Origin of the sequence: Curvibacter gracilis ATCC BAA-807, from assembly GCF_000518645.1 — a bacterium.
Taxonomy (GTDB): Bacteria; Pseudomonadota; Gammaproteobacteria; order Burkholderiales; family Burkholderiaceae_C; genus Curvibacter; species Curvibacter gracilis.
The window spans coordinates 16,642-30,007 of record NZ_JADZ01000030.1 but is presented as its reverse complement, the minus strand read 5'-3'; the positions used below and the strand labels follow the sequence as shown (position 1 = coordinate 30,007).

Sequence of the window (13,366 nt, the reverse complement as noted above, 5' to 3'; positions counted from 1 at the left end):
CCTGGGGAGTAATGATGAATCGGTGAACGCGGGCAAGCCCGGGCTTGGTAACCCCGCTGTAACTGCGGCGATTTTAGCCGTATGTCGCCACGCCACGCCATGCCCAGACGGGCTCCCAGGGCGGCCAAGCTGGCGCCCTCGCGGGCGCCGGTGCCTGACGAGCCGCGTCAGGCGACGCGGCAGATCTTCAGCATGTTGGTGCCGCCTGGTGCGCCCATGGGCTCACCACAGGTGATGGCATAGACATCGCCGCTGCCGACGATGCTGCGCTTCTTGAGGTGGGCCTCGGCCTGCACCAGGGCCGTGTCGCGGTCGCCGCTGGTGTCCATGAGCAGCGGGCGCACATTGCGGAACAGGGCCATGCGGCGCTGGGTGGCCACCTTGGTGGTGAGGGCGTAGATGGGCACATGGATGCGGTGGCGGCTCATCCACAGCGCGGTCGAGCCGCTGTCGGTCATGGCCACGATGGCCTTGGCGCCCAGGTGGTGGGCCGTGAACAGCGCGCCCATGGCGATCGACTGGTCGATGCGGCTGAACGACTTGCCCATGAAGTCGGCTTCCAGCTCGACCTCTTCGGCCGCTTCGGCGGCGCTGCAGATCTTGGCCATTTCCTCGACCGTCTCGAGCGGGTACTTGCCGGCGGCGGTCTCGGCCGAGAGCATCACGGCATCGGTGCCGTCGAGCACGGCGTTGGCCACGTCGCTGACCTCGGCGCGGGTGGGCACGGGGTTGGTGATCATGCTTTCCATCATCTGGGTGGCGGTGATCACGACCTTGTCGTTGTCGCGGGCCAGGCGGATCATGCGCTTTTGCAGCGCCGGCACCACGGCATTGCCCACTTCGACAGCCAGATCGCCGCGCGCCACCATGATGCCGTCGCTGGCGGCCAGGATTTCCTCCAGGCGCGGAATGGCCTCGGCCCGTTCGATCTTGGCGATCAGGCCCGGCTTGTGGCGGTATTCGGCGGCAGCCACGTTGCACAGCTGGCGCGCCATTTCCATGTCGGTGGCGTTCTTGGGAAAGCTCACGGCCACGTAATCGGCCTGGAAGCTCATCGCGGTGCGGATGTCTTCCATGTCCTTGGCGGTCAGGGCCGGGGCGGTCAGGCCGCCCCCCTGCTTGTTGATGCCCTTGTTGTTGGACAGCTCCCCACCCAGCTTGACCACCGTGTGCACCTGCTCGCCGCGCACGGCGGTGACGGTCAGCACGATCAGGCCGTCGTTGAGCAACAGCACGTCGCCCGCCTTGACGTCGCGCGGCAGTTCCTTGTAATCCAGGCCCACGCCCTGCAGGTCACCCAGTTCGGTGCGCGAGGCATCCAGCACGAAGGGCATGCCCGGCTCCAGCATCACCTTGCCTTCGGCAAACTTGCCGACCCGGATCTTGGGGCCTTGCAGATCGGCCATGATGGCCACTTCGCGCCCGGCGCGCTGGGCGGCGGCACGCACCAGGGTGGCGCGGTCGATGTGGTCCTGGGCCTTGCCATGGCTGAAGTTCAGTCGCACGACATTGACCCCCGCACGGATCATTTTCTCCAGCAGGTCGGGATCGCTGGAAGCGGGGCCAAGGGTGGCGACGATTTTGGTGGCGCGGCGGGTGCTCATGCAGTGTCTCCTGTAACTTAGTTTCTATTTTCACATGGATCGAGTTACCAACGCGGTACATGGCGCCCGCAATGCCCGCCTCGCGGGCTGGGACATTCGATCCGGCTTGCATTGTGCGCGGCGCCAGACCTGCAGGGCCGCATGGCCGTGTCAGGCTGGCAAGCCCCCAGGGCCTCGCGCCGGCAAAGTGGTGATCGATGGCTGGGCAAGCTGGGCGGATGGTTGAAAATCGCGGTTTTGGCACCCGGCGAGCCCGGGCAATCCCCCGTCGACACCGGGGGCTTTGCCACAGGACAAATGCACCGGCTTTGAGGCGCGTCAACGGCCTGTCTTGACAAAGCCCTACCATCCGCACCTGCCGCTAAATTCGCAGAATCCTTTAGGCGACCATGAACGTCACTCAGAACTCCCCTCAACCGCTGCCCGCGCCGCTGGCTCCGGACGTCCCCCTGCCCCACCGCAAGATCATCCGCTCGTGGCTGATTCCCCTGTCCGAGCGCACCACGCTGTGGGCCTTTGTGCTGCTGGCTTTCGATTACGCCGTGCTCGGCGCCTTCCTCAGTGGCGTGGTGCTGCTGGGTTCGGTCTGGCTCAAGCTGCTGTGCGGCCTGGCCGCCGGCTTCATGCTGGGCCGCCTCTTCATCATCGGCCACGATGCCTGCCACCAGAGCCTGACGCCGCACCGCCGCCTGAACAAATGGCTGGGCCGCATCGCCTTCCTGCCCTCGATCACCCCCTACAGCCTGTGGGACGTGGGCCACAACGTGGTGCACCACGGCTTCACCAACCTCAAGGGTGTGGACTTCGTCTGGGAACCCAAGACCCAGGCCGAGTTTGACGCCATGACCCCGGGCCGCCGTTTCATGGAGCGCCTGTACCGCAGCGGCTGGGCGCCCGGCCTGTACTACATGATCGAGATCTGGTGGAAGAAGATGTTCTTCCCCAGCAAATCGAGCATGGGCACGCGTCGCCCGCTGTTCTTCTGGGATTGCGTGGGCGTGTCGGCCTACGGCGTGGCCTGGATCGGCGCCCTGGTGGCCTCGGCCCTGAGCACCGGCCAATCGGTCACCACCTTGCTGCTGCTGGGTTTCGTGGTGCCGATGATGTTCTGGTTCGCCATGATCGGTTTCGTGGTGTACGTGCACCACACCCACGTGAAGGTGTCCTGGCATGACAACAAGGCCGCCTGGACCCGCGCCCAGCCTTTCGTGTCGACCACCGTGCACCTGACCTTCCCGCTGCAGATCGGCGCCGTGCTGCACCACATCATGGAGCACACCGCCCACCACGTGGACATGAGCATCCCGCTGTACCGCCTGAAAGACGCGCAAAAGATGCTGGAAGACCTGCTGCCGGGCCGCATCATCATCCAGCCCTTCTCCTGGAGCTGGTACTTCAAGACCGCCCGCGCCTGCAAGCTGTACGACTTCACGCGCCGCTGCTGGACCGACTTCAAGGGCCAGGCCACCAGCGTGCCGCAACCGATGCCGGCCTGATCACCTCCGGCCCGCCCAACAAAAAGCCCCGTCGATGACGGGGCTTTTTTGTGTCCGGCCCTGGCCCTGGAAGGGCTCAGGTTCGGACCGGGGAATCACTGCTCGCTGGCGCGGCGAGACAGGATCTCGAAGGCCGGCAGGGTCTTGCCCTCCAGCACTTCCAGGAAGGCGCCACCGCCGGTGGAGATGTAGCCCACCTGCTTTTCGATGCCGTACTTGGCGATGGCCGCCAGGGTGTCGCCACCGCCGGCAATGCTGAAGGCGCTCGATTCGGCGATGGCCTGGGCGATCACCTTGGTGCCGTTCTCGAAGGCCGGGAACTCGAACACGCCCACCGGGCCGTTCCAGACGATGGTGCCGGCCGCCTTGAGCTGGGTCGCCAGGCGGGCTGCGGTCTCGGGGCCGATGTCCAGGATCAGGTCGTCATCGGCCACCTCGGTGGCCTTCTTGACCGTGGCTGGGGCGTCGACGGCAAAGGTCTTGGCCACCACCACGTCGGTGGGGATCGGCACCTCGGCGCCACGCGCCTTCATGGCCGCGATCACGGCCGTGGCCTCGCCCAGCAGATCGGGCTCGGCCAGGCTCTTGCCGATCTTCAGGCCGGCGGCCAGCATGAAGGTGTTGGCGATGCCGCCGCCCACGATCAGTTGGTCGACGTTCTTGGCCAGGCTTTGCAGGATGGTCAGCTTGGTGCTCACCTTGCTGCCGGCCACAATGGCCGCCAGCGGGCGCTTGGGGTTGGCCAGGGCCTGGGTGATGGCATCGATCTCGGCGGCCAGCAGCGGGCCGGCACAGGCCACGGGGGCGTACTGGGCGATGCCGTAGGTGGTGCCTTCGGCGCGGTGCGCGGTGCCAAAGGCATCGTGCACAAAGATGTCGCACAGGGCGGCCAGCTTGCGGGCCAGTTCTTCCTTGTTCTTTTTCTCGCCCACGTTGAGGCGGCAGTTTTCCAGCAACACCACCTGGCCCGGGGCGATGGTCACGCCATCCACCCAGTTGGAGACCAGGGGCACGTCGCGACCCAGCAACTCGCCCAGGCGCTTGGCCACGGGGGCCAGCGAGTCTTCGGGCTTGAACTCACCCTCGGTCGGGCGGCCCAGGTGCGAGGTGACCATCACGGCGGCGCCAGCCTGCAGCGCCATCTGGATGCAGGGGACGCTGGCGCGGATGCGGGTGTCTTCGGTGATGTGGCCGGCGTCGTCCTGGGGCACGTTCAGGTCGGCTCGGATGAAGACGCGCTTGTCGCGGGCTTGGCCGCTGGCGCACAGGTCGGAAAATCGGATGACGTTCATGGCTTGGCTTCGGTTCTGGACAAAACCCTTCCATTCTAGAAGCATGGGCTTCGCCAAACTGACACAGCCACGGCCTCCCGCCGGGCCCGCCCCCCTTACCAGCCCAGGCCGATGTGCAGCGGCAGGTACACCGCCATGCCCAGCACGATGGTCAGCAGCACGTTCTTCTTCCAGTAGTAGGCCGCCGCACCGGCCAGGGCGCCATACAGGCGCGCGTCCTGCAGCGAGGGCGTGAGGTGGCCCTGCACCATCACCACCTCGGGCACCACCACCGCGGCCAGGGCCGCGATGGGCGCGTACTGCAGCCCCCGCTGGGCCCAGTGCGGCAGGCCCCAGGGCTTGTTCGACATGAAGAAGAAGCTGCGCGCGATCACGGTCACGCAGGCCAGGCCGATGATGACGGCAACGGTCCAGAGGTCGGTGGTACCCATCAGGTGCTTTCGAGCGATGCGCTTCAGTGGGGGGCGCCGGCCGGGCGCTGGGGTTCAAAACGCTCCAGGCTCAGGCACAGCAGCACGGCGATCGCGATGGCCGCCACGATGTTGAGCTTGAGCGGCAAGGCATAGGCCACCACGGCCGCCACGCCGGCCACGCCGACCGCCACCAGGCGCAAACGCGTGCTGGCCAGAGAACACAGGATGCCGATCAGGCACAGGATGCCCGCAAAGCCCAGCCCCCATTGGGTGGGGATGAAATTGGCCGCCACCACACCGACCAGGCTGGCCGAGATCCAGCTGCCCCAGTTGACCGCGCAGTTGCCGGCCAGATAGGCCGTCTGGGCCAGGCGCTCATCGGCCGTCGTGCCGGGCTTGGGGTACTGACGGGTGAACAGCACATAGGTCAGATCGGCCGTCAGGTAGCCATGCATCAGGCGCTCCCAGAGGGGCAGATGCATCATGTACGGGCGCATGTGCAGGCTGAACACCACAAAGCGCAGGTTGACGCAAAAGCCCGTGGCCAGGATCACCCAGGCCGGCGCGCCGGCCACCAGCAGCGGAATGGCGGCCAGTTGCGAACTGCCGGCAAACACCAGCAGGGTCATGAGCACCGACTCGAACACGCTCATGCCCGACTTGACCATGGCCACGCCCGTCATCAGCCCCCAGGCGGCAATGCCCGGGGCCTGGGGCCACATCTGGGCCATGCCGGCCGAGAAGGCCGGGTGGCGGTAGTGGGTGGGGCGCAGGAACATCGGGGCGTCCGGACTCAGGCGGCCGCGCCCAGCACGGCACCCACCTGCAAGGGGAAGCCACGCAGGAAATCGGCCACCGGCAGGCGCTTGCCGCCGGCGCGCTGCAGCACGCCCAGACGCAGCCGGCCGCCACCGCACTGCACCAGCACACCGCGCTCATCCACCTCCAGGATGCGCCCCGGGGTATCGCCCTCGCCGGCCTCTGGCGTGGCGGACCAGACCTTGATCACCTCGGCCCCGAGCACCGTCTGGGCGCCCGGGAAAGGATCGAAGGCACGCACCCGGCGGCCAATGACCTCGGCCGGGAGAGCCCAGTCGATCGCCGCCTCGGCCTTCTCGATCTTGTGCGCATAGTTCACACCCTCGGCCGGTTGCGGCACGGGGCGCAGGCCGCCACAGGCGGCCAGCTCCAGGGCTTCGACGATCATCCGGCCCCCCAGGGCGGCCAGGCGGTCGTGCAAGCCGGCCGTGGTTTCGGTGTCCGTGATGGGCAGGCGCTCCACCAGCAACATGTCGCCGGTGTCCAGACCGGCGTCCATCTGCATGATGGTGACACCGGTCTCGGCGTCGCCCGCCTCGATGGCGCGGTGGATGGGCGCAGCACCTCGCCAGCGCGGCAGCAGCGAAGCGTGGATGTTCAGGCAGCCCAGGCGCGGGGTGTCCAGCACCCACTTCGGCAGGATCAGGCCGTAGGCGGCCACCACCATCACGTCGGCCCCGGCCGCCAGGATGGCCTCGCGGCCCGCCGCCGCTTCATCGGGGTACTTGCCGTCGAGCCGCAGGCTGCGCGGCTGGGCCACGGCCACGCCCTGCTCCAGCGCCCACTGTTTGACGGGTGAGGGTTGCAGCTTCAGGCCGCGACCGGCAGGCCGGTCGGGCTGGGTGAGCACCAGCGGTACCTCGAACCCGGCGGCATGCAGCTGCTCCAGTGCCACACGGGCAAACTCCGGCGTGCCGGCAAAAATCACTCTCATGCGTTCAGCGCCGCCAGACGGCGGGTGTCATCCACGGTGGTGCCCATTGGGCGGGTTGCGAACCGGCTGGTAGACCACCCGGCGCAACACGCCTTGGGGGTCCAGGTGCAGGTAGGCATAGAAAGGTTCGTTGAGATCGAGAAACTGGTAGACCCAGACGGTGCCTTCGAAGCGGGCCACCTGATCGATGCGCACGGGCTGGCCGTACAGCAGGCGGATGTCCTCGGCCCGGGTCTGGTCGATCACCATATCGGTGTCGATGCGGCTTTTCAGCAGGGGTTGGTCCACACGCTGCAGCCGGCCCTCGGCATCCAGGTCGAGGTTGTAGACCGTCACCCCGGCGGGCAGAAACGAGTACTGCAGCCGCTCGCCCTGAGGCAGGGGGTAGCTGGCCGTGGGCGCGCCCAAGCGGGTCAGCACCTCGGCTCGGGTCGAGCCCAGCGGCTGCGACATCGGAAAGCGTGGCCCCACCCAGCCGGCGCAGCCCGCCAGGCCCAGCGCCAGCAGGCACGAAGCCAGACCGTGCCAAGCCCGGAGCGGCTTCATCCGCGGGCCTCGCGCTGCAGCTTGAGCATCTTGGTCTTGATGCGGTTGCGCTTGAGCGGCGACAGGTATTCCACGAACACCTTGCCCAGCAGGTGGTCCATCTCGTGCTGGATGCACACGGCCAGCAGGCCCTCGGCGCTGATCTCGCGCGACTGGCCCTGGGCATCCTGCGCCTTCACCCGCACCGCGGCAGAGCGCTCGACACCGTCGTAGATGCCCGGCACCGACAGGCAACCTTCGTCGCCCACATGGTGCTCTTCGCTGGCCCAGGTGATTTCAGGGTTGATCAGCACCAGCGGCTGATCGCGGTCCTCAGAGACGTCGATCACGATCAGGCGCTCGTGGAAGTCCACCTGGGTGGCGGCCAGGCCGATGCCCTTGGCGTCGTACATGGTCTCGAACATGTCGGCAACGCGTTGTTGCAGGCGCTCGTCAAACACGGTGACGGGCTTGGCCACCTTGTGCAGGCGGGGGTCGGGGTAACAGAGAATGGGTAGAAGAGCCATGGCGTTTCGCAGCAGTTGTCGCTATTTTCGCCACTTTTGGCTGCCCCCTCCGGGCCAGGGTTGATTTTTCATTGCCCAATCAAGGGCTTGGGCGCAAAATCTGACCCGTTTTGTGACGTTCCGCCGGGTTGAAGCCGAGCTTTGACGGCGGACCCCGGGAGCAGCAGGAATGCCAAAAGACCACCACCATCAGCCCGTGCGCAGCGACCGACGGCTGATCACGTTTTCCGCCCTCTCGATGCTGGGCCTTGCCACTGTGCCCGCCTGGGCGCAGCGCTACCCCGTCACCAGCGACCAGAAGGCCAGTGCACGTCAGGCGGCGCAGAACGGCGTGCCCGAAGGCGAGCTGGCCGCCAACGCACCCAACACCTACACCGTCAAAGGCGGCGACACCCTGTGGGGCATTTCGGGTGTGTTCCTGAAAAAGCCCTGGCGCTGGCCGGCGCTGTGGGGCATGAACTTCGAACAGATCAGCAACCCGCACCTGATCTACCCCGGCCAGACCCTTTACCTGATCCGCCAGAACGGCCTGGCCCGCCTGAGCCTCAGCCCTGCCGACGGCACGGGCGACATCCCCACCGTGCGCGTGTCGCCCCGCTCCCGCTACGAATCGCTGGCAGACAACGCCCTGCCCACCCTGCGCAGCCACCTGATCGAGCCCTTCCTGGCCGAGCCCGTGGTGGTCGACGAGAACACCCTGCTGCAGGCGCCCCACATCGTGGCCGCCCAGGATGACCGGGTGCTGATGAGCCGTGGCGACCGCGCCTACGCCCGGGGCGAGGCCAGCACGCCTCTGCTGATGGGCCCGGGCATGCCGCGCGATTTCCGGGTGTTCCGCAGCGCCACCCCCATCAAGGACCCGAACGACGGCAAGATCCTGGGCTACGAGGCCCAGTACCTGGGCCGCGCCCGCCTGATCCGCGCCGAAGGCGCACAGGACGAGCCTGACGACACCCCGGTCCTGCGCGAATTCCCGGCCGGCAATGTCAGCGAGGGTGGCTACCCGGCGGCCAAGAAGCCGCCCCCACCGACCGAGATCATCCCCGCCTCGATCGACATCACCTCGATCAAGGAAGAGATCCGCGCTGGCGACCGGCTGCTGCCCGAGCCGCCCCGCCAGCTGATGAACTACGTGCCCCGCGCCCCCCAGGTGCCCACCGAGCGGGGCCGCGTGGCCTCGATCTATGGCAGCGCGGTGGCCAATGCGGCGCAGAACCAGATCGTGGCCATCAACCTGGGCACGCGCGACGGCATCGAACCCGGGCATGTGCTGGCCATCCTCAGCGAAGGAGCCCGCCTGCTGGACACCAGCGACGGCTCGCGCGTCAAGATGAAGCTGCCCGACGAACGCAACGGCCTGCTGATGGTGTTCCGCTGTTTCGACCGCATTTCGTACGCGCTGATCCTGGAGATCAAGAAGGCTGTGCGGGTGGGCGACCGCCTGGTCAACCCGCTCTGATCGCAGCGCCCCACTGTCGGTGCCCGTTCGCCCCCGTTTGCCGATGTGCCCGCCATGGCGCTGCAACGCGAAGAACTCCAAGCCTGGCTGCGCCTGACGCTGAGCCCGGGCGTGGGCAACCAGAGCGCCCGGCGCCTGCTGGCGGCCCTGGGCTCGCCCGAGGCGGTGTTCGAAGCCGCCCCTGAGCGGCTGCACGAACTTGTCACCCCCGCCCAGGCCCAGGCCTTGAGCCAGCCCCCCACGGGTCTGGAAGCCTTGCTGGAGCGCACCTGGAGTTGGCTGCAAGCCCCGGCCGATGGCCTGTGCCACCAGCTGCTGACCCTGGGTGACCCGGCCTACCCGGCCGACCTGCTGCAACTGGCCGATCCCCCTCTGATGCTGTATGCCCTGAGTGGCCGGCCGCTGCCACACAGCGAAGGCCCGCTGCAGGCCGTGGCGGTGGTGGGCAGCCGCAACCCCAGCGCCCAGGGCCTGGAGAACGCCCACGCCTTTGCCCACAGCCTGGTCGGCCAGGGCTTCTGCGTGGTGTCCGGCCTGGCCCTGGGCATTGATGGGGCAGCGCATGAAGGCGCCCTGAGCGCCGCGACCGGCAGCGCTGACACCGCCTTGTGGCCCACCTTGGCCGTGGTGGGCACCGGCCTGGACCGCGTGTACCCGCGCCAGCACCGCGACCTGGCCCACCGCGTGGCCTTGCAGGGGGTGATGCTGAGCGAGTACCCACTGGGCACGCCGCCCCTGGCGGCCAACTTCCCCAAACGCAACCGGCTGATCGCCGCCCTGTCGCGCGGCACCCTGGTGGTGGAGGCCGCGCTCGCCTCGGGCTCGCTGGTCACGGCCCGGCTGGCCGCGGAACAGGGCAAGGAGGTGTATGCCATCCCCGGCTCCATCCACTCACCCCAGTCCAAAGGCTGTCATGCCTTGATCCGACAAGGCGCCAAACTGGTGGAGACCGTGCACGACATCCTGGAGGAGCTGCCCGCGGCCTCAAGCCATCCCGTGCAGTTGGGCCTGCCGATGGCTCCCCGCAGCGAAGAGACCGACTGCGATGCAGAGGCCGCCAACGGCGACGAGGTGCTGGCCGCGCTGGGCCAGGAGCCCTGCACGCTGGACACCCTGCAAGCCCGTTGTGGCTGGCCCACCCCGGCGCTGCAGGCCCGGCTGCTGACACTGGAACTCAACGGCCAGCTCAGCCGCCTGCCGGGTGGGCGCTTTCAGCGCATCGGCATGGCTTGAAGGCCGACGACGGCGCCAGCCGCGGCAGGCCCCAAGGGCCGTCTGGCGAACTCGGCTATATTGCCCGGATGATGGATGTTCTGGTCTTTGTGTACGAAAACTATGGGCGCAGCGACGCCTGCCCCGAACTGACGCAGCTGAGCCACAAGCTGACAGCGGTCGGATTCGAGTCGGAGGAGATCGAGCAGGCGCTCGACTGGCTGGAGGATCTGCAACAGACCGCCGCAGGCATGCGCGCCGTGCTGCCGCGCCATGGCAACAGCGGCACGCCCCCGCTCGCCCGCCCCCGCGTGCAGGCGCCCCGCCACGACAGCGTGCGCGCCTACCTGCCGCGCGAGATCGAACACCTGGGCTCCGAAGGCCTGGGTTTTCTGCTGTTTCTGCAGGCCGCCAAGGCCCTGCCGACCGAGCTGCACGAGGTGGTGATGGACCGAGCCACCGCCGCGCACGACCGCCCCCTGACTTTGGACGAGCTGAAGATCATCATCCGCATGGTGTTCTGGCAGTTCGACCACGAGCCCAGCGCCCTGGTGCTCGATGAGCTGTGCCACGACCGCAGCACGCAGACGCTGCACTGAAAGCACCTTGACATTCTGAGAGGGCCGCCAGCGCGGCCCGCCCCAGCTCAGTTGAGCAGGCGTTCGGGATTGGCGTCGAGCTTGGCCAGGGCGTCGCGGGTGGCCCGCAGGGTGAGGGTCTCTTCCTCCTGCGGCACCATCAGGCCGGCCTGCAGGTAGGCCGCGAGGCGGCGCAGCTGGATCAGGTAGCTGGTGCCATCCATGGCCGCGAACAGGTGCAGCTGGCGCCGGTCGCTGCGCCAGGCGTACTGCACCTGCTTGACCGAACCGTTGTGGTCCAGCGAGAACCAGAGCCCGGTCTGCAGCTCCAGGGCCCAGGCCAGCATGTCCTCGCTGGGCTGGGCACCGCCGCCGGCCACCACGGTCAAGGCCGCACCGTCCACCCCCAGCATCACCTCCAGGCTTTCGGCATCCAGCGGCAGCTCGTCCAGTCCCTCTTCGGTGACATAGTCTTCCAGGTGGGTCAGGCGCTTGGCCATGGCGTCGATGGTGGCCTGCGGGATGGCCTCGGTCTTGGACAGGAAGGCATCGGCCAGGGTCTCGCTGAGGATCTTGATGTGCGCCTCTTGCGGCGCCCCGGTCACGCCCAGCATGGCCAGGCCCTTGCGCAGGTGTTGCAGCAGCATGGGCAGGTCGTGGATGACGCGGGCGCGATCAGAGCGGTTGGGCTTGGCACTGGCGGCCCACACCAGATCGGCCGCGGCCTTCTTGAACGCCACCGTGCTCTCGTGCTGCGGGCCGCTGCGCACCGCCGACAGGGCCAGCACCTCGGACCACACCTTGAACAGGAAATCGCGGATCTCGTCGCGCACGGGCATGTCCTTGAGCATGTTGCGCATCTCGATGGTGTACTGGATGGCCAGCGCCTCTTTCTGCTCGACCTGCTGGGCCACGGTCACCAGACGTGCCGTCTTGCCTTTTTCGGTCAGGAAGCGGTTGAGGAATTTCTGGAACTCATCGTGCACCAGCTGGAACACGCGACGCCCGGTCTCGGGGTACTGCTCGATCACCTGCACCACGCGCCGGATCTCGGCCTCCAGGGCGGAGTCGGCTATTGCGTTGTCGTCAAAACCCAGCACGCACGAGCCCATGCGGTCGATCAGCAGGCGGGCCGGGTGGCTGAGGTTGTCAAAGAACTCGGGCTCGGCCAGGGCCACCCGCAGCACGGGCACCTGCAGCCGGGCAAACCAGACCCGGATCGCCGGCGGCAGACGCTCCTCGGACAGAATGCTCTGGAACATCAGGGCCACGATCTCGATGGTGGCTTTTTCAGCCGGGTTGGCCGTCTTCTTCTTGAGCTCGGCCGACTTGTCGCGCAAGGCCCCCGCGGCCGCCGCCACGCCCGCCGGGGTGGCCTCCATCAAGAACAGGTTCTGCGCCGGCGCCAGCCGCTGACCGGCCACGCCCAACCCGACGCCGCCACCGGCCCCCGACGACACCAGCACCGGCATGAGCGCCTGCGCCAAGGCTTCGCTGGCCGGCGCCCCGCTGCGGGCCGCCATCAGGCCCTGGGCCAGGCCTGCGCCGCCCCCTGAGCCCCCCATGCCCATCGGCCCCTGGGCCGACAGGGCCGCCACAGCGGGCACATCGCCCACGGAGCGCACCAGCAGGCGCTGCAGCTGACCGATCAGACCATGGGCCCGCGCCCGCGCGCGCATCAGCGGCGAGCTGCCGGACAGCAATTGGGTTTCATCACCGGTGGCACGGGCCGCCTGCATGCGGGCCGAGCCGTAGCCGGAAGCACCGGGCCGGCCACTCAGCTCGGCATGGGCCGACATCGGGACCGTGCCCGAAGCCCCCGCGTCCATCACACCGGGTGAGGAGGGCGCCCGCTTGACGCGGCTGCGCAGATCATCGGATGCGACCACGCCACGCTGCTGCAACCACTGGTTGGCCTGGCGGTAGGCCTCCTGGATCTGGGGCGCCAGAATCTCCTTGAGGCGCTCGGACAGCAGCAGCAGAACCTCGCGGTTCAGGCCGCTGGCCACCCATTGCTCGATCAGGTGCTGGCACAGGGTTTCGGGTCGCAGCACGTCGTCGGCGCCCAGATCCCCCCCGCGCGGCAGCTCTTGCAGCTTGCCACGCAACTCCTGAAAGCCCGCGCCCACGCGCTCGGACAGGGCCTGGGCCATGCGCGAGGCGGTGATCTGGTTGTCGAGCACATCGTCGCCCACCAGTTGCAGGTCCATCATGTCGAGCGGCTCGGCACGCGGTGCCGCCGCCCCGGGCGGATGCAAGGCCCTCAGCCAGGCCGCCTGCAGACCGTCGACGAAGGCCTTGCGGTGCTGCTGCCAACCCAGCCAGGCATCGCGGTGCATCTGCATGTCGCGCGCCGTGCCGGTCTGGCTGGCCAATGCCAGCAACTGGGTTTCGCAGCCCTCGGCCAAGGCAGGCAGGCCCTGGACCAGCACATCCACAAAGCGGCGGCGCACCTGGGCGCCGAGCTCTGGGGGGGGTGGAGAGGAACTGAAGACCATCGCAGGGCC

Annotated in this window: 12 protein-coding genes; 4 read left to right on the top strand and 8 right to left on the bottom strand. The window is 68.0% G+C overall.

Annotation, left to right across the window (positions count from 1 at the left end):
• Positions 1-167: 167 nt before the first annotated feature.
• Positions 168-1,604, bottom strand: coding sequence for a pyruvate kinase (gene pyk / locus L880_RS0120445; RefSeq protein WP_027477259.1), 1,437 nt, complete (start codon positions 1,602-1,604; stop codon positions 168-170).
• 389 nt (positions 1,605-1,993) lie between these two features.
• On the opposite strand from pyk, the gene L880_RS0120440 reads away from it, so the two are divergent.
• Entirely contained in the window at positions 1,994-3,100 is a 1,107-nt protein-coding gene (locus L880_RS0120440; RefSeq protein ID WP_043330086.1) for a fatty acid desaturase, read from the top strand.
• A 95-nt stretch (positions 3,101-3,195) separates the two neighbouring features.
• Here L880_RS0120440 and L880_RS0120435 read toward each other — a convergent pair whose 3' ends face one another.
• From L880_RS0120435 to def, 6 genes are all read right to left on the bottom strand, one after another.
• Positions 3,196-4,392 carry a phosphoglycerate kinase gene (locus tag L880_RS0120435; RefSeq protein WP_027477257.1) on the bottom strand — a complete coding sequence of 399 codons (1,197 nt, stop codon included), beginning with the start codon at positions 4,390-4,392 and terminating at the stop codon, positions 3,196-3,198.
• Positions 4,393-4,487: 95 nt separating this feature from the next.
• Positions 4,488-4,823 carry an AzlD domain-containing protein gene (locus L880_RS0120430; protein WP_019576915.1) on the bottom strand — a complete coding sequence of 112 codons (336 nt, stop codon included), beginning with the start codon at positions 4,821-4,823 and terminating at the stop codon, positions 4,488-4,490.
• 23 nt (positions 4,824-4,846) lie between these two features.
• On the bottom strand, positions 4,847-5,584 hold the full coding sequence (locus L880_RS0120425; RefSeq protein ID WP_027477256.1) for an AzlC family ABC transporter permease: 738 nt from the start codon (positions 5,582-5,584) through the stop codon (positions 4,847-4,849).
• Positions 5,585-5,598: 14 nt separating this feature from the next.
• Positions 5,599-6,558: a methionyl-tRNA formyltransferase gene (fmt, locus tag L880_RS0120420; protein WP_027477255.1), complete on the bottom strand. Its 960-nt coding sequence runs from the start codon at positions 6,556-6,558 to the stop codon at positions 5,599-5,601.
• Between the two features lie 27 nt (positions 6,559-6,585).
• Positions 6,586-7,104: a hypothetical protein gene (locus tag L880_RS32980; protein WP_043330084.1), complete on the bottom strand. Its 519-nt coding sequence runs from the start codon at positions 7,102-7,104 to the stop codon at positions 6,586-6,588.
• Positions 7,101-7,610 (bottom strand): peptide deformylase, encoded by a 510-nt coding sequence (gene def, locus L880_RS0120410; protein WP_027477254.1) that lies wholly within the window; start codon positions 7,608-7,610, stop codon positions 7,101-7,103. The genes L880_RS32980 and def overlap by 4 nt, the downstream gene beginning before the upstream one ends.
• 169 nt (positions 7,611-7,779) lie before the next feature.
• Here def and L880_RS0120405 point away from each other — a divergent pair, with 169 nt between their 5' ends.
• The 3 genes from L880_RS0120405 (at position 7,780) to L880_RS0120395 (ending at position 10,880) form a co-directional block, all read left to right on the top strand.
• A complete protein-coding gene (locus L880_RS0120405; RefSeq protein ID WP_051443467.1) occupies positions 7,780-9,069 on the top strand; it encodes a LysM peptidoglycan-binding domain-containing protein in 1,290 nt (429 codons plus the stop codon).
• A 60-nt stretch (positions 9,070-9,129) separates the two neighbouring features.
• Positions 9,130-10,302 (top strand): DNA-processing protein DprA, encoded by a 1,173-nt coding sequence (gene dprA, locus L880_RS0120400; RefSeq protein ID WP_027477252.1) that lies wholly within the window; start codon positions 9,130-9,132, stop codon positions 10,300-10,302.
• Positions 10,303-10,373: 71 nt separating this feature from the next.
• Positions 10,374-10,880, top strand: coding sequence for a Smg family protein (locus L880_RS0120395; protein WP_342669184.1), 507 nt, complete (start codon positions 10,374-10,376; stop codon positions 10,878-10,880).
• Between the two features lie 47 nt (positions 10,881-10,927).
• Here the strand turns inward: L880_RS0120395 and L880_RS0120390 are convergent, their stop codons facing one another.
• The gene (locus L880_RS0120390) at positions 10,928-13,357 is read right to left on the bottom strand and encodes a DUF1631 family protein (protein ID WP_027477250.1); all 2,430 of its coding nucleotides are present in this window, start codon (positions 13,355-13,357) and stop codon (positions 10,928-10,930) included.
• Positions 13,358-13,366 lie beyond the last annotated feature (9 nt).

Bases quoted from the DNA above. Each gene is read 5' to 3' on its own strand.
- pyk (WP_027477259.1), bottom strand. From the start codon at position 1,604: ATGAGCACCCGCCGCGCCACCAAAATCGTCGCCACCCTTGGCCCCGCT.
- L880_RS0120440 (WP_043330086.1), top strand. From the start codon at position 1,994: ATGAACGTCACTCAGAACTCCCCTCAACCGCTGCCCGCGCCGCTGGCT.
- L880_RS0120435 (WP_027477257.1), bottom strand. From the start codon at position 4,392: ATGAACGTCATCCGATTTTCCGACCTGTGCGCCAGCGGCCAAGCCCGC.
- L880_RS0120430 (WP_019576915.1), bottom strand. From the start codon at position 4,823: ATGGGTACCACCGACCTCTGGACCGTTGCCGTCATCATCGGCCTGGCC.
- L880_RS0120425 (WP_027477256.1), bottom strand. From the start codon at position 5,584: ATGTTCCTGCGCCCCACCCACTACCGCCACCCGGCCTTCTCGGCCGGC.
- fmt (WP_027477255.1), bottom strand. From the start codon at position 6,558: ATGAGAGTGATTTTTGCCGGCACGCCGGAGTTTGCCCGTGTGGCACTG.
- L880_RS32980 (WP_043330084.1), bottom strand. From the start codon at position 7,104: ATGAAGCCGCTCCGGGCTTGGCACGGTCTGGCTTCGTGCCTGCTGGCG.
- def (WP_027477254.1), bottom strand. From the start codon at position 7,610: ATGGCTCTTCTACCCATTCTCTGTTACCCCGACCCCCGCCTGCACAAG.
- L880_RS0120405 (WP_051443467.1), top strand. From the start codon at position 7,780: ATGCCAAAAGACCACCACCATCAGCCCGTGCGCAGCGACCGACGGCTG.
- L880_RS0120395 (WP_342669184.1), top strand. From the start codon at position 10,374: ATGGATGTTCTGGTCTTTGTGTACGAAAACTATGGGCGCAGCGACGCC.
- L880_RS0120390 (WP_027477250.1), bottom strand. From the start codon at position 13,357: ATGGTCTTCAGTTCCTCTCCACCCCCCCCAGAGCTCGGCGCCCAGGTG.